The organism is Flammeovirga sp. SJP92 (assembly GCF_001583495.1).
Lineage (GTDB): Bacteria > Bacteroidota > Bacteroidia > Cytophagales > Flammeovirgaceae > Flammeovirga.
This window is the reverse complement of the sequence record NZ_LQAQ01000090.1, coordinates 267,254-291,171: the sequence shown is the minus strand read 5'-3', so window position 1 is coordinate 291,171 and position 23,918 is coordinate 267,254. Positions and strand designations below refer to the sequence as shown.

23 protein-coding genes are annotated in these 23,918 nt (G+C 33.9%); 12 read left to right on the top strand and 11 right to left on the bottom strand.

Annotation, left to right across the window (positions count from 1 at the left end; all coding sequences use genetic code 11):
• Together AVL50_RS20005 and AVL50_RS20000 are read left to right on the top strand one after the other, a co-directional pair.
• On the top strand, positions 1 to 1,278 hold a 1,278-nt coding region (locus AVL50_RS20005), incomplete at its 5' end, for a TolC family protein (protein ID WP_157491460.1).
• 20 nt (positions 1,279 to 1,298) lie between these two features.
• Positions 1,299 to 1,718: a DUF2147 domain-containing protein gene (locus tag AVL50_RS20000; protein WP_062618254.1), complete on the top strand. Its 420-nt coding sequence runs from the start codon at positions 1,299 to 1,301 to the stop codon at positions 1,716 to 1,718.
• A 642-nt stretch (positions 1,719 to 2,360) separates the two neighbouring features.
• Here the strand turns inward: AVL50_RS20000 and AVL50_RS19995 are convergent.
• From AVL50_RS19995 to AVL50_RS19960, 8 genes are all read right to left on the bottom strand, one after another.
• Positions 2,361 to 2,921 carry a helix-turn-helix domain-containing protein gene (locus AVL50_RS19995; protein ID WP_062618253.1) on the bottom strand — a complete coding sequence of 187 codons (561 nt, stop codon included), beginning with the start codon at positions 2,919 to 2,921 and terminating at the stop codon, positions 2,361 to 2,363.
• A gap of 648 nt (positions 2,922 to 3,569) precedes the next feature.
• On the bottom strand, positions 3,570 to 4,853 hold the full coding sequence (locus tag AVL50_RS19990; RefSeq protein ID WP_157491459.1) for a site-specific integrase: 1,284 nt from the start codon (positions 4,851 to 4,853) through the stop codon (positions 3,570 to 3,572).
• Between the two features lie 329 nt (positions 4,854 to 5,182).
• Positions 5,183 to 6,526 carry an acetyl-CoA carboxylase biotin carboxylase subunit gene (accC, locus tag AVL50_RS19985; protein ID WP_062618251.1) on the bottom strand — a complete coding sequence of 448 codons (1,344 nt, stop codon included), beginning with the start codon at positions 6,524 to 6,526 and terminating at the stop codon, positions 5,183 to 5,185.
• Positions 6,527 to 6,577: 51 nt separating this feature from the next.
• Positions 6,578 to 7,093, bottom strand: coding sequence for an acetyl-CoA carboxylase biotin carboxyl carrier protein (gene accB, locus AVL50_RS19980; RefSeq protein ID WP_062618250.1), 516 nt, complete (start codon positions 7,091 to 7,093; stop codon positions 6,578 to 6,580).
• A 79-nt stretch (positions 7,094 to 7,172) separates the two neighbouring features.
• On the bottom strand, positions 7,173 to 7,739 hold the full coding sequence (efp, locus tag AVL50_RS19975; protein WP_062618249.1) for an elongation factor P: 567 nt from the start codon (positions 7,737 to 7,739) through the stop codon (positions 7,173 to 7,175).
• An 81-nt stretch (positions 7,740 to 7,820) separates the two neighbouring features.
• Positions 7,821 to 8,807, bottom strand: coding sequence for a beta-ketoacyl-ACP synthase III (locus AVL50_RS19970; protein WP_062618248.1), 987 nt, complete (start codon positions 8,805 to 8,807; stop codon positions 7,821 to 7,823).
• A 156-nt stretch (positions 8,808 to 8,963) separates the two neighbouring features.
• The gene (gene rpmF / locus AVL50_RS19965; protein ID WP_044203678.1) at positions 8,964 to 9,170 is read right to left on the bottom strand and encodes a 50S ribosomal protein L32; all 207 of its coding nucleotides are present in this window, start codon (positions 9,168 to 9,170) and stop codon (positions 8,964 to 8,966) included.
• 20 nt (positions 9,171 to 9,190) lie between these two features.
• Positions 9,191 to 9,730, bottom strand: coding sequence for a DUF177 domain-containing protein (locus AVL50_RS19960; protein ID WP_156152290.1), 540 nt, complete (start codon positions 9,728 to 9,730; stop codon positions 9,191 to 9,193).
• A 149-nt stretch (positions 9,731 to 9,879) separates the two neighbouring features.
• On the opposite strand from AVL50_RS19960, the gene AVL50_RS19955 reads away from it, so the two are divergent.
• The 4 genes from AVL50_RS19955 (at position 9,880) to AVL50_RS19940 (ending at position 13,696) form a co-directional block, all read left to right on the top strand.
• Positions 9,880 to 10,584 (top strand): 16S rRNA (uracil(1498)-N(3))-methyltransferase, encoded by a 705-nt coding sequence (locus AVL50_RS19955; RefSeq protein WP_063850806.1) that lies wholly within the window; start codon positions 9,880 to 9,882, stop codon positions 10,582 to 10,584.
• A gap of 100 nt (positions 10,585 to 10,684) precedes the next feature.
• Positions 10,685 to 11,353, top strand: a complete 669-nt coding sequence (locus AVL50_RS19950; RefSeq protein ID WP_062618246.1) for a DUF4159 domain-containing protein — start codon at positions 10,685 to 10,687, stop codon at positions 11,351 to 11,353.
• 213 nt (positions 11,354 to 11,566) lie between these two features.
• The gene (locus AVL50_RS19945; protein ID WP_062618245.1) at positions 11,567 to 12,592 is read left to right on the top strand and encodes an acyl-CoA reductase; all 1,026 of its coding nucleotides are present in this window, start codon (positions 11,567 to 11,569) and stop codon (positions 12,590 to 12,592) included.
• A gap of 3 nt (positions 12,593 to 12,595) precedes the next feature.
• Positions 12,596 to 13,696: a glycosyltransferase gene (locus AVL50_RS19940; protein WP_062618244.1), complete on the top strand. Its 1,101-nt coding sequence runs from the start codon at positions 12,596 to 12,598 to the stop codon at positions 13,694 to 13,696.
• Here AVL50_RS19940 and AVL50_RS19935 read toward each other — a convergent pair.
• The gene (locus AVL50_RS19935; RefSeq protein WP_062618243.1) at positions 13,686 to 13,958 is read right to left on the bottom strand and encodes a hypothetical protein; all 273 of its coding nucleotides are present in this window, start codon (positions 13,956 to 13,958) and stop codon (positions 13,686 to 13,688) included. The two genes, AVL50_RS19940 and AVL50_RS19935, sit on opposite strands and share 11 nt — an antisense overlap.
• A 229-nt stretch (positions 13,959 to 14,187) precedes the next feature.
• Here AVL50_RS19935 and AVL50_RS19930 point away from each other — a divergent pair, with 229 nt between their 5' ends.
• The 6 genes from AVL50_RS19930 to AVL50_RS19905 all read left to right on the top strand — a co-directional run bounded on the left by AVL50_RS19930 (position 14,188) and on the right by AVL50_RS19905 (position 19,685).
• Entirely contained in the window at positions 14,188 to 14,841 is a 654-nt protein-coding gene (locus AVL50_RS19930; protein WP_062618242.1) for a metal-dependent transcriptional regulator, read from the top strand.
• Positions 14,838 to 15,902, top strand: coding sequence for a M42 family metallopeptidase (locus AVL50_RS19925; protein ID WP_062618241.1), 1,065 nt, complete (start codon positions 14,838 to 14,840; stop codon positions 15,900 to 15,902). The genes AVL50_RS19930 and AVL50_RS19925 overlap by 4 nt, the downstream gene beginning before the upstream one ends.
• Positions 15,903 to 16,182: 280 nt before the next feature.
• The gene (locus tag AVL50_RS19920) at positions 16,183 to 16,617 is read left to right on the top strand and encodes a hypothetical protein (RefSeq protein WP_062618240.1); all 435 of its coding nucleotides are present in this window, start codon (positions 16,183 to 16,185) and stop codon (positions 16,615 to 16,617) included.
• A gap of 341 nt (positions 16,618 to 16,958) precedes the next feature.
• Positions 16,959 to 17,726 carry a sensor histidine kinase gene (locus AVL50_RS19915; RefSeq protein ID WP_172826889.1) on the top strand — a complete coding sequence of 256 codons (768 nt, stop codon included), beginning with the start codon at positions 16,959 to 16,961 and terminating at the stop codon, positions 17,724 to 17,726.
• Positions 17,707 to 18,435 carry a LytTR family DNA-binding domain-containing protein gene (locus tag AVL50_RS19910; RefSeq protein ID WP_062618238.1) on the top strand — a complete coding sequence of 243 codons (729 nt, stop codon included), beginning with the start codon at positions 17,707 to 17,709 and terminating at the stop codon, positions 18,433 to 18,435. Before AVL50_RS19915 ends, AVL50_RS19910 begins: the two co-directional genes overlap by 20 nt.
• Positions 18,432 to 19,685, top strand: a complete 1,254-nt coding sequence (locus tag AVL50_RS19905) for a hypothetical protein (protein ID WP_157491458.1) — start codon at positions 18,432 to 18,434, stop codon at positions 19,683 to 19,685. The genes AVL50_RS19910 and AVL50_RS19905 overlap by 4 nt, the downstream gene beginning before the upstream one ends.
• Positions 19,686 to 19,692: 7 nt before the next feature.
• Here AVL50_RS19905 and AVL50_RS19900 read toward each other — a convergent pair whose 3' ends face one another.
• Both AVL50_RS19900 and AVL50_RS19895 read right to left on the bottom strand, forming a co-directional pair.
• Positions 19,693 to 21,588: a 7TM diverse intracellular signaling domain-containing protein gene (locus AVL50_RS19900; protein ID WP_062618236.1), complete on the bottom strand. Its 1,896-nt coding sequence runs from the start codon at positions 21,586 to 21,588 to the stop codon at positions 19,693 to 19,695.
• Entirely contained in the window at positions 21,585 to 23,897 is a 2,313-nt protein-coding gene (locus tag AVL50_RS19895) for an outer membrane beta-barrel family protein (protein WP_082795931.1), read from the bottom strand. The genes AVL50_RS19900 and AVL50_RS19895 overlap by 4 nt, the downstream gene beginning before the upstream one ends.
• Positions 23,898 to 23,918: the final 21 nt, after the last annotated feature.

The window sequence follows — 23,918 nt, the reverse complement described above, 5'->3', positions numbered from 1 at the left end:
AACGAATGGTCGTACCAAAAATGTGTTGAGTACGCTATTGAAAATAACTTGTCCGTTCAATTGCAAAATTATGACGTAGTTGAGCGTACCGAAGAACTCAAACAAGCGAAATCTCAACGCCTTCCTAATGTAAATGGATTTTATAACCATAGCTTCAACAGAGGTTTAAACCCCGATCCCAACACAAACGTATTGGTGAATCAGATTACTAATAATGGTAGTTTTGGTGCTCAAATTGGGGTTCCTGTATTCAATGGTATGAAAATCAACAATAGTATCAAGCAATCCAAAGCAACTATAAAAAGTACAGAATACAGCAAAGAGAAAATGGAGAATGACATTATTCTTCAAGTAACAGAAAATTATTTAGATGCTATTTTCAAGTTTGAAAACGTGGGAATCTCAGAAAAAAGAGTAACAACACTAAATGAACAAGTTAATAGAACAAAAAGATTGGTAGATGCAGGTTCTGCTCCACTTTCGGAATTATTGGATTTGTTATCTCAAGCCGCCGATTCCGAAAGACAGCTCACGGAATCTGAAAACGCTTATAACATTGCATTGTTAACTTTAAAGCAATCAATGCAACTTGATTTCAATACTCCCTTTACTATTATCATTCCCGACTTTCCTGAACCTGATACTACTATTCAATTTTTAGCATCAAATAGAGTTTTTGAAGAATCAAGAATGATCATGCCTGAGATAAAAGCGGCAGAAATGAATATTCATGTCTCTGAATTTCAAAAGAAAATCGCTAAAGCTGATTATTACCCTATATTTAATATAAATGGTAATGCAAGTACAGGTTATGCTTCCAATTATGTAAACATTGAAGATCCTAGTGACAACAGTTTAAGAAGACAATTCGAAAACTTCTTCAGTCAAACTGCTGTTTTCCAAGTGAGTATCCCTATATATAACAGAAGAAATACTAAAACGAACGTAAACAAAGCAAAAATTGCAATTCGTAAAAGTGAACTTCAACTAGAACAAGAATTAAACACGCTTAGAATCAATATAGAACAAGCCTATATTAATGCACTAAGTGCACAAAAAACATATATCTCTTCTAAAAAATCTGTAGAGTCATTAGAAGAACAATTCCGATCAGTTAACAAAAGATTTGTCTCAGGAGCGGCAAATACAACAGATTATGTCGTCGCTGAAAATAATTTAAATATCGCAAAAGCAGAACTGAATAGAGCTAAATACCAATTTATATTCTCTCGTAAAATCCTTGATTTCTATGAGGGGAAACAAATTATCTTAGAATAAAATATTATAATTTTAATCAAATGAAGAAACTATTATTTTTTGTATTCCTTATTTTCTCGTCTTTTAATTTACTGGCACAAGAAACATCTGCTTTCGGTGTTTGGAAAACAATTGATGATGAAACCAACGAAGCTAAAGCCTACGTAGAAATTTATAAAGTGGGTGACAAAATGCATGGTAAAATCACAAAACTATTGAAAGATCCAGAAGATACCATTTGTGATAAATGCCCCGGCAACAAAAAAGACAAACCTGTAATGGGCATGGAGATTATCTGGGATATGGAAAAAGATGGTGACCAATGGGTCGACGGAGAAATCCTAAAACCTGAAAACGGTAAAATATATAACGGTAAAATTTGGGTAGAAGACGGAAAGCTTCAAGTTCGTGGCTATATCGGTTTTATGTATAAAACACAAACGTGGTTGAGAGTGGAATAAATCTTATACTCCTCAATTACATTTTTTTACTAAACTAAAAAGCCTGAATACATATCAGATCAGAATGATAAATGTATTCAGGCTTTTATTATTTCTTTACTCCCCTCTTTATAAAAGCACATAAAGTTTTAATTATTGTCTCATCCCTCCAATTTCAATTTCCTGTAGCTTAAGTAGTTTTAAGAAATCCGCAATGTACTTTGATTGGGAAGTAGATACAACTCAGCCTCCACCATAAAAGACAAAGGTTTTATTCCCGAAAGCCACCGATAGCAAGAAGAATGACCTTTTGCTTGGTTAAACAGATATAGAAGGTTATCAAAGGATTACAAGAGAGACCCGGCTTCATCTGAAGCTTTTATCTCTCTTGCATTTATAAATATGATATTAGCAAGAATCGACTCTTAAGATTTCAAATATATTCTAAAAAAATAAAATCGTGAGCAAATGCGAAAGGCTATAAAATCAAAAAAAAGGATAAGAAAATGGAGCAACACCCAATTCCCTTACCCTTTTTCACAATTATGTTCAATGATTTTTTATTGAAAAGATATCAAAAATGACAATTTTTTCTCTTTGCCTAGGTGAATAGCATACACCTTTAAACATCAGGACGAAGATAATCTTATCCAATAAGAAATATCAGGCCCTTCTAACATATCGATAAAACACCGCCCTCGCATACCTTACCATTGTTTCCTCTTTTGCTTTTCTATTTCCTCTTTCTGCACGAAAAGCCACATGCTTACTTGGTTTTCGTGTTTTCAACATAAATTCCACCAATTGTTCTAGAATAGGAATATCATTTTTATAATGGTACCTTTTTTCCCAACCCAAACGAATTTTATAACGATGATATTTACCTCCAAAGTGCCAACGGATAAAAAAGTAGGTATTTCTTACCCAAGGTGTATCTGAATGCCAATAAATATGCCTACGGTCAGCATATAGTTCGTATCGTTTTTTTCGTTTAATTTTTTTACTTCTTTTTGTTTTAGGGAGACTGCCCACCACTTTTTTTCGGGCCACCGCTAAATCGTTGGCTTTTTGAGCGACATATTCTCCATCCACACTATTTCTCTTGATTTCTCTATACAAAGTAGACAAATGAATCCCCAAGATTTGAGCAATACGTTTCTTTGCACCTCCATGTCGAAGAAGGTATTCCAATTGTTCTCTTTGAGGTAGATCAAGTTGTGCCATAGTTGAATAAGGAATGAGTGGTGATTAAACTTGATGAATACACCATCATGTGTTTTCTAAGTCGTTAAGCCAGTGTAATGCAATCGTTAGCTTATTTTTTACACTAGAGTGAAAATTACTGTGTGTAATGTTAATAAAGTTGAATATATAATTCAAATGAAATAGATGATTTTTTTTAAAATTAGATTTTATCACTGTCCATTCCTTCATCATTAATCATGAAGTCACCACAAAATAGTAAATCTTTAATTTAAAGTCTCCCTTTATTACAAAATAAAAGGTAATCATTAACCTAATACACTGTAAACTAAGTTTTCGTTATTTATAGTATTTAGAAATCAGGAGATTTCTGATGATCCGAAGGACACGAATGATGCTAACGCTTAACATTCGAGCCATTGAGCTTTCTACCATTATAGTTTGGTAGTACTCCCCCTGACATTGAAGGGAAAAGCGTTAAGAATTTCATGAATTGAGCCGTTAAAAAATGATTTTCTTGTTTGAGCAAAGCGAGTTTAAAATCATTGAGGCGAGTGGAATGAAATTTAGCTTTTGACTTCGAAGCCTAGATTTTTTGCTTCGTTTTTCATCAATGGAAAAATGAAGAAGAAGGAAGCTTGAAAGTAGGACATAAAAGCCTATCCAAATTTAATACTCCTCCTCATCATACAATGAATTCAATAGATCTCTTGACTTATCTTGTAAATAATGTTGCTCCGTGATTTGGGTTGTAGCATGCCCCAACAGTCTTGAAGTTGTTATCAAGCCAAATTTTTCTAACGCATTATAGGCAAATGTATGTCTCAAGTTATGGAGACTTATTGAATATAAAACTCCTTCTTTTTCAATTTCTTTTAGATCACATTTATACAAGAAATCTGAAAAATATTTAGACAAACTACTAATTTTATTTCCTTTATAACCCAATAAATATTCATCATTTTGTAATTCATTTGAATCAATATAATCCTTGACAAAATGATAAGTAGTTGGAGGAATTGGAAGAGACATTGTATTATTTTTCCCCTTGAGCCACACATCCATTTTTTTAGTAACCAAATTGATGTCTTTTACTTTTAAGTGGAGCATTGAACTGCCTCTTAAACCCATGTTTACTCCAAGGTGAAGTATGAATTGTTGCTTCTGATTAGCCTCAGAAAATAGTTTACTTACCTGTTGCTCATTTAGCCCTATCCTATTGACAAGTTGTAATGAATCCTCAAACTTCTTTAAGCTATTGATTTCTAGAACTATCTCATGTCGTTTTTCATCATTTGAACTATGTTCATAGTAAGTAGCAAAACGTTTGATTGCTTTGAGGTATAAGTTCAGGGTTGAAATTTTCAGGTGGGCCTGTTCTCTTAGAAATTGATTCACAGATAATGCAGAAATAGATTGATAGGATGAGTTGTTCAGCCACTCTAAATAAAGACTTACAATATTCGATAAAGTCCTACCGTAATCCGTTTTTCTAGTCAGCTTTGATTTTAATGCTAACCAATCCTCAAAGCCTTTCGCCCAGTCATTTCTGAGTAAAGGTTGATGGTTATTTTGAATTACTCTATTGAACTTATGCTCATACATCCAGATTAAATAACCTTCCTTTTCTATTTCAAGATTGATTCTCCTTCCATACATTCTTCTCATTGCCTTCTGTGAAGAAGTAAGCTTGTCTTGTTCTACCAGGTTTTGTAAGTACTCTGTATAATAATTAAAACTTGCTTTAGACAGTAAACCGTTTCGATACTCTACAATGAATTGTAAAAAATAATTCATCTGCGTAATAGCCTTAGCTACAGTATTTAAGGATTTTTTATCCTCATTCCCTCCTTCGGTCAGATAAATTCGGTAACGCTTCAATAAAAAATCGATGGTTAATCCCTCAGACTTATGGAGTAAAGAGGTTGTTTTGTTAATTATTGAATTATTCAATTGATTAGATTTTTAATAATTATACATTACTAATAACAGGTATTCAAATATAACTATAATTTTATTAATCGATTAATAAATTATATAATGAATATTACACATACTGTAAGATATTTACTTCAACACATAAAATTATTAATTATTCCTATTTTAAATTGGACAGTCACTAAAATTTAAAAATTAGAAAAAGAATATTATGATGAATACCACAATTAAAAAGCTGAAAATTTGAAGTATTAGATTAAAGTCAAACAATATATTTTTAGCACAAAAAAAAGGGAGTCATTTCTGACTCCCTAATCATGATATATATTATTTACGATTTTCTATTAAAGTGTCTCGTAAGTAAATTCATCCATAAATCCTGTATTGAAATCACCTGATTGGTAAACTTCGTTATCCATTAATCTTAAATGGAAAGGAATTGTAGTTTTGATTCCCTCAATGATAAACTCTTGAAGAGCTCTCTTCATTCTTTTAATTGCCTCTTCTCTTGTTTCAGCTGTAACAATCAATTTAGCAATCATTGAATCGTAGTTTGGAGGAATCGAGTACCCAGAGTAAACATGAGTATCAACTCTTACACCTGGACCACCTGGTACGTGAAGATTTGTAATCTTACCTGGAGATGGTCTAAAATCAGCCGCCGGATCTTCAGCATTGATTCTACACTCGATTGAGTGTGCTTGTGGCGTATAGTTTTTACCTGAAATTTTCTCACCAGCAGCTACTTTAATTTGCTCTCTGATCAAGTCAAAACCAGTTACTTGCTCCGTTACAGGGTGTTCAACCTGAATACGAGTGTTCATTTCCATGAAATAGAAATCACCGTATTTGTCTACTAAGAATTCAACAGTACCTGCACCTTCGTAGCTAATTTTCTCAGCCCCAGCAATTGCTGCTCTACCCATTTTCTCTCTTAATTCAGAAGATAAGGCAGGTGAAGGAACTTCCTCTGTTAATTTTTGGTGACGTCTTTGGATAGAACAGTCTCTTTCTGACAAGTGACATGCTTTACCATAACTATCGCCAATAATTTGAATCTCAACGTGACGAGGTTCAACAACGAATTTCTCAAGGTACATACCGTCGTTACCGAAAGCTGCCGCTGACTCTTGACGAGCAGAATCCCATGCTTTTTGGAATTCATCAGGACCGTTAACGATACGCATACCACGTCCGCCACCACCTGCAGTTGCCTTAAGGATCACTGGGTATTTGATTTTTTCAGCGATTTCCAAACCTTGCTCTACAGAATCTAAAAGACCCTCAGAACCTGGAATAGTAGGAACGCCTGCTTCTTTCATTGTTGCTTTTGCAGTCGCCTTATCACCCATTTTGTTGATCATGTCGGCTGATGCACCAATGAATTTGATGTTGTTTTCTGCACAGATTGCTGAGAATTGTGCATTTTCAGATAAGAATCCATAACCAGGGTGGATAGCATCACAATTAGTGATTTCTGCCGCCGCCATGATGTTAGGAATACTTAAGTAAGAATCTGTACTTGGTGCAGGACCAATACAAACAGCTTCATCTGCAAAACGAACGTGCAGACTGTCTTTGTCAGCTGTAGAGTAAACTGCTACCGTTTTGATCCCCATCTCTGCACAAGTACGGATCACACGGAGTGCAATTTCACCTCTGTTAGCAATTAGTATTTTTTTAAACACGATACCTTCTTAGTTTAGTTAATAATAAAAATTAGTTGATCTAACTAATAATTAAGATGGATCTACTAAGAATAATGGCTGATCGTATTCTACTGGAGACATGTTGTCAGCTAAAATCTTAACGATTTTACCTGATACTTCAGATTCAATCTCATTGAAAAGTTTCATTGCTTCGATAATACAAACAACGTCGCCTTTCTTTACAGAATCACCTACATTCACGAACATATCCGACTCAGGGTTCGGAGCAGTATAGAATGTACCGATCATTGGAGATTTGATTTCGATGTAGTTAGAAGTATCTGCCGCTGGTGCTGCTGGAGCTTCTGCTACTGGAGCTGCCTCTGCTGCGGGAGCTGATGGCAATTCTGCTGCGGGAGCTGGAGCCGCCGCCAATGGAGCAACTGGTGCTGCCGCTAATACTGGAGCTGCAGGCGCTACTGCTGGTGCTGAAGCATCAACATTGCGTTTAACGTGAAGTTTGATTTCTGCAGTTTCTACATTTACTTCTTGCAAGCCTGAACCTGCAATAAAGCTGATCAGATCTTTTACCTCTGGTGCTTTCATAATGTGATAGTGTGTGTGTTTGAGACAAGGCTAAAAAAGTAACCTTCTCTCAAACCTATTCGATTAAATACTAAAAAAATTATTTTTTAACGCGTTCCGAATAAGAACGATCCATTGTATTTACTTTGATAACGTCGCCTTGGTTAACAAATAAAGGAACCATAATGTTTGCACCTGTTTCTACAGTTGCAGGCTTCAATGTATTTGTTGCTGTATCTCCTTTGATACCTGGCTCTGTGTAAGTAACCTCTAGCTCTACAAACTGAGCTAATTCACAACCAACAACTTCCTCTACTTCGGCGTGGAATAAAATATCAACATTCATTCCATCTTGTAATAAATCGTTGTTTGGCACTTGTTCTCCAGGTAATGCTACCTCTTCCCAAGTTGTTGTATCCATAAAATGGAATCCCATATCATCAGCATAAGAATACTGGTGTTGTCTTCTTTCGATACGGGCTGTTGTTACTTTGTGACCTGCAGTAAAAGTATTGTCAATTACTTTTCCTGAGCGAATACTTTTTAGTTTAGTACGAACAAATGCAGGACCTTTACCTGGTTTTACGTGTTGGAATTCGATGATTTGAAAAATATCATTATTGAACTCAATACATAAACCGTTTTTAAAATCAGCTGTAGATGCCATTATATATGCTTTTTATTCTATTTCTAATAACTTAAACTGGCGGGTAATTTTTTTATCCAGCCACAAAAATACAAATATTTATTAGTATGCCCACTTAATGTAAGCTGAACCCCACGTAAATCCGCCTCCAAACGCTGCTAGCACAAGATTATCTCCTTTTTTTAACTTATTTTCATAATCCATAAGACATAAAGGAATCGTTGCAGCGGTAGTATTTCCATATTTATGGATATTCATCATGACCTTCTCTTCTCCAACATTCATACGTTGAGCAGTGGCATCGATAATTCTTTTGTTGGCTTGGTGAGGAACTAAGTAAGCAACATCATCGCCACTTAATTTATTTCTTTCCATGATCTCAGCGGCAGCATCTGCCATTGAAACAACGGCATATTTAAACACATGCATACCTGCTTGGAAAATGTAATGCAAACCTTGGTCAATGGTCTCATGTGATGAAGGCATTCTTGAACCACCTGCTTTCATATGCAAGTATTCTTCACCAACACCATCACTTTTCAACACAAAATCCATTACTCCTTCTTCTTCTTCAGTTGGCTCCAGTAGAACTGCACCAGCACCATCACCAAAAAGAACACAAGTTGTGCGGTCAGTATAGTCTACGATACTTGACATTTTATCAGCACCAACTACGACTACTTTTTTATACTTTCCAGTCTCGATGAATTGTGATCCTGTACTTAGAGCGTACAAGAAACCAGAACAAGCCGCACCGATATCGAAACTAAAAGAGTTGGAAGCTCCCACTCCTTTAGCAATAATGTTAGCAGTTGCCGGGAAGAACATATCAGGTGTTACAGTTGCACAAATAATTAGATCAACCTCCTCCGGATTTGTATTGGTCTTTTCTAACAATTGTTTCACTGCTTGAATACCTAAATAGGAAGTACCCATATTCTCGCCCTTAAGTATACGCCTCTCAGATATGCCCGTCCTCTCTAGAATCCACTGATCATTCGTATCAACCATTGTCTCCAGTTCTTGGTTCGTAAGAACATAGTCAGGAACGTATCCTCCAACTCCTTTAATTGCTGCTTTTAATGCCATAGTAATATTGGTATTTCTTTTCTTTTTTTGGCTTTAACTTTTCGTCAAAATCAAATTTCAAAAGGCAAAGATAATCAACTCTTTTAAAATCCATATAAAGTATAAAAAAAAGCCAATCCTTTTTTAAGGATTGGCTTGATTCTGTGCAGTTTAAAACTACTCAGCAGTTTCGTCTACATCTACAGAGTTATCGATAACCACTTGGCCACGATAGTACATTTTACCGTCTGACCAGAAAGCACGGTGTCTTACGTGTGCTTCACCAGTAGATTGGCAAAAAGAGATTGTAGGTTTATCCATCTTAAGGTGCGTTCTACGCTTACCTCTCGAAGCTTTCGAAATTCTCGACTTAGGATGTGCCATTTTTAATTCTTAAATATATATCATTTGAGTTTTTTCAAAATATCCCAACGAGGGTCAGTTGGTTTCCCTTCTTCTTCCTCATTGATTTCCTCCTCACTTTCTTCGTCATACTCCTCTTCTCCATATGATGAATAAAATAGTTCATCATCTTCATCCTCCTCTGGATGTAAACGTTTCGAAGGTAAGGACACTGCTATTAAATCATAGATTATCTGAGCAAAATCTAAATCTGACTCATTGAAAGGAATCTTAAATAAATCATCTTCCAACATTTCAAACTTATCAGAGAATTTAAAGTATATCTTTTGAGTTTCCTCAAGTTGATAATCATACTCTCTTAAGCTCCTATCACTTAACAACACCACTTTTGCATTAAGAGTTAGATCTACGTCGATCTGTGTTTCACTCTTAACAAGTTGCAATATCACGCTTCCAGTTATATTTTCCATCAATTCAGATTCAAATATTTCTAAAAGTTGTGATGTTAACTCGATCTCGAATTGGTGTTTACCATTTTTTAAACCTCCAATTCCTATTGTATATGCATTTTTCTTCTTCACCTTCACTGTGATTTGGCTTGCAAAATTACAAAATCAATTTATACTAGGAAAGTATTTTAGAGAAATAATCAAGAAAAATAAAAAATAAAGGTAAATGTCGTGTATTTTTGCTCATATTTTAGAAAAACACAACCTATCCATAACGATTTATGAGACTTTTTTATCACAATGATATAAATCCCCACCAAAATGAAGTAACTCTATCAGCAGACGATAGTAAACATATTGTGAGGGTATTAAGGATGCAAAACGCAGAACAGTTGCATTTAATGGATGGCAAAGGCAATAGATATACCTGTACTATTATTGATGCACATCAGAAAAAATGCAAGGTAAAGGTCGATAACATTGAATCATTACCACAAACGGCTTCTCATATACATATTGGTATTGCTCCGACCAAAAATATGGATAGAATTGAGTTTTTCTTGGAAAAAGCCATTGAAATTGGTGTAGGTAAAATCACATTTTTCTATTCAAAGCATTCTGAAAGAAAACAATTAAAATTAGATCGGTTAGAAAGAATTGCTGTTTCAGCTATGAAGCAATCACGCAAGTTTTGGACACCTGAATTATCAATAGCACCTAGCTTTAAGGAAACATTAGCAATAGAAGCTGATCAGAAGTTTATCGCCTACGTCCCTACAGATGCTACTGAAAACCTTTTCCAGAAAATTAAAAAAGATCAAAATATTCTAGTGTTAGTTGGCCCCGAAGGAGGATTTAGTGAAGAAGAAGCTGAATTGGCCAAAGAGAACGGTTTTGAATGGGTGAGTCTAGGCAAAGAAAGGCTTAGAACCGAAACAGCAGGAATTGTTACCGCCCAAATTTTAAATATGGTCGATTTGAAATAAAAGATTTATTATATTTATATATGTTGAGTGACATATCGTTTCTCAACCTTTTAAAAAGAACATAAGATCATAACTTTTTTATAATAACGGACCAATCCTGATGAAAAGAACTGTCACATTTTTACTTCTCCTGATTTTACCCTTTGTTGCTTTTTCACAAAGTCATAAAAAATTCTCACTGAAAATAGCAAAAGTGAAATATACAGGCGGCGGTGACTGGTATGCTAATAAAACGGCACTTCCTAACCTTGCAGAATTTTGCAACGACAATCTAGGGACAAGTATTGATGTAGATGATGAGATTGTTGAAATAGGAAGCCCTGAACTTTTTGATTACAGCTACATCTATTTGACAGGCCATGGAAATGTGGTTTTCTCTGACTCAGATGTTGAAAACCTAAGAAGTTATCTAATCAGCGGTGGTTTTTTGCATATTGATGATAATTATGGATTGGATAAGTTCATTCGTTTGGAGATGAAAAAAGTGTTCCCTGAATTAGATTTCATAGAAATTCCATTTGATCATCCTATCTATCATCAGACATTCAGTTTTCCTGATGGACTTCCTAAAATCCATGAACATGATGGAAAACCCGCACAAGGTTTTGGTATTTTGTATGAAGGCCGATTGGTTTGTTTCTATAGTTATGAATCAGATTTAGGCAATGGCTGGGAGGATGAGTCCATCCATAACGATCCTGAGGAAGTAAGACTAAAGGCGCTTCAAATGGGTGCCAATATCATTTCATTTGCTTTGACAGACTTTTAATTCTACTCATACTATCTTAATAAGTACAAATTCAAAATTAACTATGATTTATTTTTGACATAGTACTTACAAGGTACTAATACAGCCTTTTCAAAGATTTAAAACCTGAGTTTGCTAAAATATTTTCTCCAAACTCAGGTTTTAAATCTTTTTTCTTGTTTACTCACAATATTCCTATTTGATTTGCACTGTTTTTAGAAAATAAGAGGAATTATGACGTTGCAAGAAAGAATTAATGCTTTTGTGGCATTAGGAGATAAACTAAGAACTTTAGACACGGACACTAAAGCAGCACTTACCCAACGAGCAAATGATGACAATGGCTGGTTTGATGAATTGTCAGTCACAAATGCTTTGACAGGTGTTGAAAAAATGCTTTCAAAAGAAGTATTAGAAAACTGGGTAGGTAATTATTCAAGCTCTGAAGATGAAAAACCAAACAAAGTATTAGTAGTAATGGCTGGAAACATCCCTGCTGTTGGTTTTCATGATGCTTTGAGTATTCTTATTTCTGGTCATATCTTAATGGCAAAATTAAGCTCTCAAGATACTTTTCTAATGACCACGCTTTTTAACTGGCTTAAAGAGATTGAACCTAAATTCAACGATTTCATTCAAATTCTTGAGGCTCCAGTTAAAGACATCAACAAAGTAATTGCCACTGGCTCAGATAACAGCACAAGATATTTCGTCAAATATTTCAGTAAATATCCTAACATTATCCGTCACAATCGCTCTTCTGTGGCTGTGATTCGAGGTGATGAAGATGAGGAGACTTTAGCAAAACTTGCAGATGATATTTTCTTATATTATGGTCTTGGATGCAGAAACATCAGTAAAGTGTATGCTCCTAAAGACTATGATTTAACGCAATTGTTAAAAGCCTTAGAGCCAAGAGCTAAAGAAACAATCATTAACCACAAATACGCCAATAACTACGACTACAACAAGTCGATTTATTTAGTGAATAAAGTGGAGCATTTAGATAATGGGGGGTTGATCGTTGTTGAATCAGAAGAAATGGTTTCTCCTATTTCTGTACTTTACTATGAGACGTATGAAAATGGTTTGGAATTGAAAGCCAAATTAGGTGACGCGGAAGATAAAATCCAATGTATAGTAACAGATGGACAATGGTTAGCTGGTTCTGAAGATTTCGGTCAAGCTCAATTCCCAAGCGTTTCTACTTATGCTGACAATGTAGATACAATGGAGTTTCTTTCACCAATTGTAAAATAGTTTATGCAGAAGATTATTCTAGCTTCCGTTTTAAAACCTGTAGACGACACCAGAGTTTATGAGAAGTTTGGAAAATCACTTGCTAAATTAGATAATACTGAAATAATCATTTTTGGGACAAAAAGTAATGACACTTCTCTTTATTATTTAGAGAAAAATATACAATTTGAACCTTATGATATAAATGAAAAGTCTAGCCGTAGAAGTGCGGGTAGACTTTTTTATGCTTTATTGAAAAAAGTAAAACCTCAGCATATTATAATTCATACTATTGAGCTTCTACCCTATTTAATTTGGTATAAAATCAATCATCGACCTGTACGGATCTATTATGATATTTTAGAAAACTACCCGTTGAATTTTAAAGCTCAATCTTACTACTCAAGCTTTACAAAACACCTTCTTTCCATAGGTGCTGCTATTATTGAACAACTTTCTTATCCTTTTCTAGACCATATTATGGTAGCAGAAAAGACTTATTTAAAAGAAAAATTTTTACCAATGGCTAAAACTGAAGTCCTGGAAAACAAATATGTTTCAATAGTAGAAAGTAAATCAGATAAAAACAGAAATTATAAGCTGATCACCTATTGCGGCACATTAACTAAAGCTTTTGGGGCATTAGAATTTTTGAAATTTATTGATGCAATAAGCAGTTGCAAGAACCGACTAAAGTATAAATTCAGAATTATTGGAAAAGCCTACGAAAGTGATGTTATTCAGCAGATTTACAATCATGCGAAGATATATGATATAGAAATAATTGGAATCACTGAATTTGTCCCTCATTTAAAAATTATTGAAGCAATGCAGGATTCTGATTTTGTAGCCTTACCCTATCCTACTAACCCATCAACTCAAAATTGTATTCCAACAAAAATGTGCGAATGCATGGCTTTGGGAATTCCAATGATCATTCAAGAAAATAGTTTTTGGAAGAGTATCGTCACTCCCTATCAAGCTGGAATATTTCTTGATTTCAATTCTTTTAATTATACTGAATTAGAAGATAAAATCATTCATCTCAATCCATACCCAAATGGCTATAATAAAAATGCCCTTTGGAAAACCGAAGAGCATAAACTTTTTAAGATTATAAAATAAAGAACATCCAATAAGATAGACTTAGCACAGCACTTATCCCAATTACCCAAAATGCTATACCCATAGCTTTCTCTTGAAACTTATAAAACCACAACTTCTTTTTGAATTTCTTTTTCTCGGCTTCAGATGCCTCTTTAAAACGTAGCGGTTTCTTTTGAAGATTAGTTCCCATATTTTTGGATGGAAACCTGCCAGTAGTCACCTGTCTGATCTCTCTTCTGTTGTTTTCTAAACTCTTAATTGCACTCGATTCAAATCCCATTTCGTTAAATTTTTAGTTATCAATAGTTCACATCTTTTCAGTATACAATAGTTTTTTTTAATTCTACTGAAAGCCTATTATTATTTAACGATAAAACATATTAATAGGTTTATAAAGTATAATTTTTTCTTCGATAAAAACAATAAATAGTAGTTTTAAAATTATGAAAAGTGTAGGCTAACTATTTATTTGCAATTCGCAATTATCGTAGCATATATAACACCTATACATGTTTAGTCATTCAGAAGAAAACTATTTAAAAACCATCTATCATTTATCCGAGAAAGATACCCCTGTTAGTACAAATGCCATTGCTGATAAACTACAGACAAAAGCGGCATCTGTCACTGATATGATCAAAAAACTTAATAGTAAAGGAGTTATTCATTACCAAAAGTATAAAGGAACAACACTTACTGAAGAAGGTAATAAAGCAGCACTTTTGGTGATCCGAAAACACCGATTATGGGAAGTTTTCTTGTTGGAAAAATTAAACTTCAACTGGGATGAGGTTCACGAGGTAGCAGAACAGTTAGAGCATATTCAATCACTGAGAATGATTGAACGTTTGGACCAATTTTTAGGCTATCCGAAACATGACCCACATGGCGATCCTATCCCTGATAAAAATGGCGAGTTCAGTAATCTAAAAGCCACAAAATTATCTAAAATTCCTATTAAAGAAAAAGCGACTGTTGTATCTGTAAAAGATGGAAACAGTAGTCTTCTTCAATATTTAGATAAAGTAGGTATTGGAATAGGAACAACGCTTGAGGTTGTTGAAAAAATTGAATTCGATCAATCATTAGAAATAATTATCAACGGAAGAGAACAAAAAATCATCTCCTCTATGGTATCTGAAAATATATTAGTACAATTATGAGTTTAGAAAGAATTGACATCCCATTATTAAAGAAAATAAGTGAAACAGCAGGCGCTCCAGGCTTTGAAAAAAAAGTGAGGCATTTACTTATTGAAACTTTAAAAGATATTGTTGATGAATTTTATGTCGACAATATGGGAAACCTTATTACCATCAAGAAATCTCAGACCGAAAACGCTAAGAAATTTATGCTAGCGGCACATATGGATGAAATTGGCTTTATGGTAAAGCATATTGATGACAATGGCTATATTAGGTTTCAAACATTAGGTGGTTTTGACCCTAAGACCTTAACTTCTTTAAGAGTAAAAGTTCACGGTACAAAAGACCTTCTTGGTGTAATGGGTTGTAAACCGATTCACTCAATGAGTGCGGCTGAGAGAACTAAAGTGGTTACCAATGAAGAATATTTCATTGATTGTGGCCTGTCAAAAGAAGAGATTGAAAAGCATGTAAAAATTGGCGATTCTATTACAAGGTGGCAAGAATTAGACATGGTTGGTGATCTAATCAATGGTAAATCTTTAGATGATAGAGTTTGTGTTTATGCTCTTGTTGAAATCATGAAAGCTTTGAAAGAACAAGATACTCCTGTTGATGTTTATGGTGTTTTCACTGTTCAAGAAGAAGTAGGATTAAGAGGTGCACAAGTTGCTGGTCATGGTGTATCACCTGATTTTGGTATTGCTCTTGACGTAACCGTTGCGAATGACATTCCTGGCCTTGCTCCTCAAGATTATGTTACATCAATGGGAAAAGGTGCCGGCATAAAACACTTTGATGGTGGAACTATCTGTGATAGAAGAATGGTGGAACACCTTGAAAATGTAGCTAAAAACAAGGAAATTCCTGCACAACCTGAAGTCCTTCCTTTTGGTGGAACTGACACTGCAAATATTCAAAGAATGCCTAAAAATGGCTCAATTGCTGGTGCTCTAAGTATCCCGATGCGTTACTTGCATCAAACCACTGAAATGGCTCACCCAACTGATGTAGTTGCAATGATAGACTTAGTAGTACAAGCTATTCTTCAAGTTGAAGAAGGTGATTGGAGCTATTAAGCTTATTGAAGATAATTGGAATTGAACTTAAAGTTCCTTCCCGAAAACCTCTTGGAAAAACACTTTCAAGAGGTTTTTTTATCTATTTCTCAACATACCCACCCCTTTGTTCTTTTCATTATAAGAAATTGCCTACATACAGCAAAAACAATCAAATATTTCAACCGGTTGTTATCATTTTGCATTTCACCCTTCCAATCCTGCATTTCACCAATTAAAATTCATAATCGCATCGAATAGGTAGACATTTGATATATCATTAATCAAAACCTCAACTATTATGAACTTAAGTGTCAAATTAATTCTTGTATCTCTATTACTTTCGTTTATCTCTTCGTGTTCTTCATCAAATGATGAACTTTTTGCCGAAATGGAAAGAATAACACCTCCAATTACTAGTGCAGAGGAAGCCTTATACCCTTCATTTCTTAATGTTGAATTAAAACCAAGTGGTGCTGTATGTGATGAGGACATAATTGTATATGTCGAATTATTTAGCTCAAAAGGTGATCGTCATTCAGGGTATGTTGTGGCGAAGGGAGGAGTTATCAACTTTTCATATGACAATAGCTCTTTTGGTGGAGCGTACTCTGTTGTATTTACAAAACATAATACTGATACAGTCATTGGTTCAACGTCTTTTTACATTACGACTGAGGATCTAAAAAAAGAATATTACATTAAAACTATTGAATATAGCAATTGTAATTTCTAAATTGAAAGTAAGATTTTTTCTTGATCAAAGAGTGTTTTAAAATCTTAAGCGGTTTTGGAACACTCTTTCTTAATTACTATAAAATGCCTTTAAGAAGTTCCTATTTTTTTACTATAGCTTTTTATTATATCGTTTTTTTCATCATTGATTTTCTATCAGGCTATAATGCAGAGTCTGATCATCAGTGGTTAGGGATAAATCATATAATAATTCTGGGATTGGCAACCACCTTTCTCAAGTGTTTTGGTGCTCTGTTTTTTGCAAAAGCATCCAAATATATTCTCATCAAAAAAAGTAGTATTCTTGCATTTATCGTACTTTCCTTGGGTTTTATACTCATCATGTATACCTATAGTCAAATCACTTGGGAATACAGAATAAGCTATTTTCTTGAAGAATATAAAGGACCATTTCTTAATGCCGCAAACTTACAAGCAGTATTAATTCCATACTTCATTGGTATTTGTATTGAAATTGTTTTTGAATACCTCAAACAAAATAATGAACAACAAAGCTTAAAACTGGAAAAAACAAAAGCTGAATTAAGTTTTTTAAAAGCTCAAATTAGTCCACACTTCCTTTTCAATACCATCAATACGATTTTTTGGTTAATTCTAAAAGACCCGCAAGGTGCGCAAGAATTATTACTCAAACTTAGTGAAATGCTCCGTTATCAATTGTATGAATGTGATCATGATTTTGTTCCTATACAGAAAGAGATTGATTACCTCACACACCTTTGTAAAGTACAAGGCTATAGAAAAGGTAAAAAAGTAAAAATCACTACAGAATTCGACACTGAAGACACTGCTTATCCCATTCCTCCATTGTTATTTTTGCCTTTGGTAGAGAATGCTATGAAATATGTTTCCCAAAAAGATGACCAAGAGAACTATATTTCCATTTTTTTGAAACAGAGAAGCAACCTTGTTAGTTTTGAAATTGTCAATTCTACAGACGGAAGTCATATTGAATTGGAAGAAGACAAAAAATACAGTGGCATTGGACTTTCCAACATCAAGAAAAGACTCACGCTTATTTATGGAAATAATTATAAATTCTCTACCTCTTTAATCAACAGTGTATATTATGCAAAAATCGAATTCTAAAATCCGTTGTCTTATTGTAGATGACGAAGAACTCGCTCGTGACGGAATGGCACATTATGTTTCTCAGGTCCCTTTCCTGGAAACAATAGCAATTTGTGCAAGTGCAATGGAAGCTCAACAAGTATTAGACGAACAGCCAATAGATTTATGTTTTTGCGACATTAACATGCCCTATCTTTCTGGAATAGATTGGGTTCGATCCATCAAAAACCCTCCTATGGTAGTCTTCACTACTGCTTACTCTGAGTTTGCAATTCAAAGCTATGAGGTCAACACCTTAGATTATCTTCTGAAACCAATTTCATTTGATCGCTTCTACAAAAGTTGCCTCAAGGCAAAAGAGGTAATCAATACTTCAGCAAAAGAAGAAGAATTGGATGATTTTATTTTTGTAAAGGTTGATCTGCAGATCAAGAAAATTTGGTGTAAAGATATTAAATACATTGAATCTCAAAATAATTACGTCAACATTGTCACTACTAAAGGTAATTTCTTAACATTACTTACTTTGAAAGAAGTACAAGAAAATCTTCCGTCATATTTTCTGAAAATTCAAAAATCGTTCATCATTAATATACATTTTGTAGAAGCCATTGAAGGAAATAGCGTAGTGATTGCAGATACATTGATCAGCATTAGTAGAAATAATAAAAATGATATTTTTGAAACTCTGACTCAGGGTAAATTCATCCTCAAAAATTCTAAATGAAAAATTACCTCATTCATATCACATTAATTTTTATACTCTTAAGTTGTACTCACACCCCAATTAGTTACTTGATTACAGAAAAGGAAAAGGAACTAATTGGATATTATGAGATCAACGACAGTATTGTATTTCATATCACCGACTCAGATATCATCAACTATTTGGATATTTCTCAAACTGATTTTTTCACTTCTCCTTATACACCTGAGTTCAACAACTGGGAAAACTATCTCATCAAAAAAGAAGACCTTAATGTTCACGAATTACATTTATTTGGCTCTTTTAATGATTATAAAATTGATCCTGCCTATTTGATGAATTATCAACCTAAGACAAATTCTTGGCAACTTACCCTTCCAAAAAAACAAATTTTACCGACCAGTGGTGATTTTACTTTCATTGCCAATCAAAAATATCTAGCGACACCCAATCATTTCAATTCACTCAACACTCACGTTCCAGTATTTGTTGACGAGCGTTTGAGAAGAATGTACATTGTTTGGCTGATGTATATTATGGAAGCCAAAGAACAAATGGGGTATGTGACATCAAAAGATAGTATCACATTTGTATTTGCACCTGAAGAGTATTCATTAAGCAACAATAACAGCGGTGTTCAAGAAACCTACGATCCTGATTTAATTGGAAAAGTACAGGTGGCTGGAAGTTTCAATGCGTGGAGCGAATATTTTGAAATGAAAAAAGTTGGGGAATTTTATTATTATTCAATGCCTATTGATGAGAATATCAATAACTGGGGTGAGTTTAAGTTTATAGTCAATGATCACAATTGGGTTAATCCTCCTTTTGAAGCCAGAAATAAATTAGGGCATTACAAAGGAATGAGGCATTATAACTTCACTTATCAAACTAACTATAAAGAAGAGACTGTAGGTTATTCTGTTCAAAAAGATAGTGTTGTCTTCCAGTGGAAATTAAGCGACAATGACCTCCTCACCTATTTCCAACGATCTGAGGCCAGACAATTCAAAATTAGAAACATGTATCTTTTTGCAGACTTCTTAGAAAAAGAGAATGGAAAGAAGATAGTGATGGATGAAGTGGTTGATAGACATTATAGAATTGCATTTGACAAATCTATTTTCAAGAAAGGGAAACACTATTCATTTAATTTTTTTGTAAATGGCCTTTTGGAAGTCACTCCAAGCTATAGTGCTTCTAACCTCTCCAGAACTGAACTTTGGGATGAAATTCAAACCGTCAGGTACGATTTAATGCTACCGGAATAACTGTTAGCTACTCATTTGGGAGAAAAGTCGGAAGAAGTAATTTTGATTCTTTATTTTTCGCTTTTAATGTTTTTGCTCTAAATTTAGAAACAGTATTTCTTGACATTCCAATCTCATCTGACAATTGCTGAATACTAAATTCTTCATCGAAGTTAGAAATGATATAAGACAAATAAAAAGCCTTAGTTAACTCAAACTTCAAACTATGGAATATTGTATTACTGGTAACCGATTCATTGTAACCGCATTTGGTACATCGTTTTGAAAATTGCTTAGCCCCATCAGAGTAAGTATGATTTCCACATTGCTTACAAGTAAAACCATTTTCCCATTTTTGTTTTTCAAGATACCTCAAACAAGATAATTGATCAGGAAACAACTCTTCAAACTCTTTATGGCTTAATCTTTTATTGGTAAATCTTCTTTCTCTTTCTTGCTTGATTTCCCCCTTTAAATTATAATTATTGACATCAAGAATACGATTCAATTTGTCTAATTTCTCAGATTTATCTTGTAATTCCTTATTTAGAGTTCTTAGTTCTGACTCCCTTTTTTGAAGTGAAGCTGTTCTCTCCTGTACCTTTTCTTCCAATTCATTATTCACCTTTTCACTTAAAATCATTGTTTTCTTTTGTTCTTCAATGACTCTATTTTGCATTTCTTCTTTTTCTACTTGATGCTGAATCACCTCTTTCTGTGCAATTCTTTCTCTTTCTTTCAATGATCTTAAACTGTCATAAAGACCGTATGAGAACAGGAGCATTTCCAATAATATTGAAATTCTAAGGCTATACATTGTATAAGTATTAAAAGGTACAATAGCATACCATTTTAATAACCAAATGAAGAAACCAAAGAAAAACACGATCAAACCATAAATAAAATAAGGAGATATTTTTTTATATTCTTTATACGCTTTTACCACAAAATAAAGAAGGGTAAGAATGGTAGTGATCAATAAAAGCCCTCCTTCTTGAGTTGTAAAAAACAGAAGAATCAGAAAGAAAATTCCTGTCAAAGAGAACATCAAAATATTCATTGCTTTGGTATACAATGAATTTTCATTTTCATCTGTAATGATTTCCTTAATAAAAAAAACCAATGACATTGTCATCCCAAAAATGAACAAATGTGTTGAAAATGAATTAACCCAAGGTGCTTCAGGCCATATAAACTGAAACCCCATTCCGTCTCTTGATGAAGAATAAAGCATGATAAAGAGAAGGTGAATGACATAGAAAATGTATTTTTTCTCTTTAATATTAGCAAAAAGCATCAAGCTGTAGACCACCATCAATGCGAAGGCTCCATAGTATAAACCAAAAAATAAATACTTTAAAGTGGACTCTTTGATGAATTCATCTCCGTTTGTGAAATTTAAGAGTATGTCTACTTTATGAGCCGACTGAATTCTAATATATATAGGTTGAGAATAATCGATGTTATCGGCAAGTGGAATGACATAATTGATATGCTTAATATCTCTTTTATCAAAATCATAGCTATCACCCATAAAGATCTTCTCTACATCCCCCTCTACTGTGGGCATATAAACAATAATGTCATCAATGGTTTGATCGTAAAATTCAATAATCCACTCATATGAACTAAATGAATCAATTGAGACATTCAGTTGCAACCAATAATTACCATCTACATTAAACTTATCTTTACTTTGATTGGGTGAGGTTGAGAAGTTGGGTTTTAAGTCAAGAATTTCTTCATAAGACAACTCTTGTGACAGGTCTACCCAAAAAGGAATATGCCTTAAATCCAAAACCTTACTATATGCAGAATCATAAAGATGAATGGTATCTTTATGATTCTGACTGTAAGCCTGATGTTCTGGCAGGACAAAAAATGTAATTAATAAAGTAAAAGACGTTAATATTTTATTTATCATACGGAGAAAAACGACCATGAGAATCCTAACTTAACTGTTGTAGGCAAATCTACAACACTTGTCGATTCAAAGGTACGTGAAATATTAGTTCTATATATTTTTCTAGTAGAGAAAATATCAACAGCGGTTAGCCATATCCTACCTTTTCCGCCATAAATGGTTTTAGACACCGACGCATCAACACCTGAAGCTGGAGTCATAGTGCCATTATAACGAATTGTTTGCGATAGATAATAACCTGTCAGTCTGATTCTCAAACCATTTAACACATTCGCTTTGTAAGTCATTTTACCATTAAACATGGTCTGTGTCAATGGGTAATCACCTGTTCTTGTATTAAACATATCATGGTAAAGGTCTCCAGAAAGAATGATGCGGTGTTTCTTTGATAATTGATATTGCACATAGATGTTGGTACCAACAGTATACTTATCCATTATGTTATCAAAAGTAGAATAAATTGTATCTCCTTTGTTTTCAAACACTCTTTCAACTCCATCAATTGTACTTCTGAAAAACACTCCACCTCTAGTTGAAAACTTCTCTTGATGATTCGTTACATCCAATACCAAATTTTGTTTCTTCTGTAATGATAAATTTGGATTACCTGAACTAATAAAAAGTGGATTACTATCATTGATTGTAGGGTTTAACATCCATTCAGGAGGTGTATTCAATCTAAATGAATAAGCAATTCTACCCATCCAATTCTCATTGAACTTCTTGTTTAAACTAGCATTTGGATTAAATACCCAAAAATTGTTCTCTGTTGTAAAACTGTCTTCTCGGTTGACAATATCAGAAGTAATGATAGAATTCTCCGCTATACCTCCGACATTTAAAGTTAAATCATTGACAAACTTATACTTGTATTGGAAATAGGCTGTGAATTTCTGGTTTAAGTAATCTGTGTTTTGATATCCTAAACCACGATCCGTTTCTTCACCATCTTCAGATCTGTTAAAGAAGCGTTCAGTGTTAGTTTGTACTTTTGTAGTATTTCTAAAACCTGTCGTTAAAATACTACTTGGGTTAAATGGATGAACATATTTTAAATTAGCAAAGAAGTTTTTGCTCGGTCGATCTCTTTCCGTTAAACGCTCATCATTATAAGTTATATCTCCAGATTCGTACAAAGTATTTGTTTGGTTGGAGTTCACTTGATCGTAATCATCAACCGAGAATCGTATAGTGGTCAATAACTTTCTTCCTTCCGTCAAGAAATGTTTATCATAATTCAGTTGAGCCTGTAGCCTTGTCATCAACCTTGTATTGAGTGCTGAACGGAAGTTTGTTCTAGGATTTAAATTATCACTATCTACATTTACTACAAATTCCTCTTCCTCACTATCCGTAATATTTTCTCTTGAAGAGTAACTAAGGTTGAATCTTAATTTATCATTGGGTGAAAAAGCGTAAGAAGAAGACCAATTGGCTGTAAATAACTTAAGTGATTGTATATACTCACTTTCATTCTCTCTGAGATTGGAGCCATAATTCAATCTTTCAGATGAGTTTTCATAAGGAAGCTCATTTTGAATATAGCGCATATTTAAAGTGGAAGACCATTTGTTTCCTGACCTTGAAACATTAAAACCTGCTTTCATTTGCATTGGTGTGCCACCTTCTGCATATATTTTTGCATTATTCCCAAGCTTCACATCTTCCTTTAATACAATATTAATGGCAGTAGCTGCAGAAGTATATTCAGCAGGAGGGTTATTCAAAAGTTCTACCCTTTCAATCAATTGCATAGGTATATCTTCCAAAGGGTTTTCCAAACTTGATTCCTCGCCGTTGACAAGGATCACAACTTGTTCACCATTGGAGGTCACTTCGCCGTTTTCATCCATGGAAATTGAAGGCATACCGGAGACAATATCTTCCATATTGGCACCTCCTCCTTCTTCAACATTAAAACTCATTCCATCGGCTGTCATATTAACAGACTCTTTTTGTGCAGTAACAGTCACACCTTCCAATTCAGTAATATTGGATTTCAGTAAGATTTGACCTAATGAGATATCCAAGTCATCATTGACAGTGATGATCCTGTTATTTACCTTATAACCAGTGTAATGAAATTGGATTTCATAATCTCCCTTTTCTTTCACTGTAAGTGTAAATTTCCCATCAAAATCGGTGCTTACTATTGCAATGGTTGCATCAGCTTGCTTACAAGAAACATTCACAAATGGCAATGATTCTTTTGTTTCTTCATCTATCACTTCTCCAGTAATATTTTGGGAGTAAGCTGAAAATATCAATAAATGAAAAAATGTGGTTGTTATAAGTAGTAATCTAAACATCGTGGTAGTATAAAAATTTTA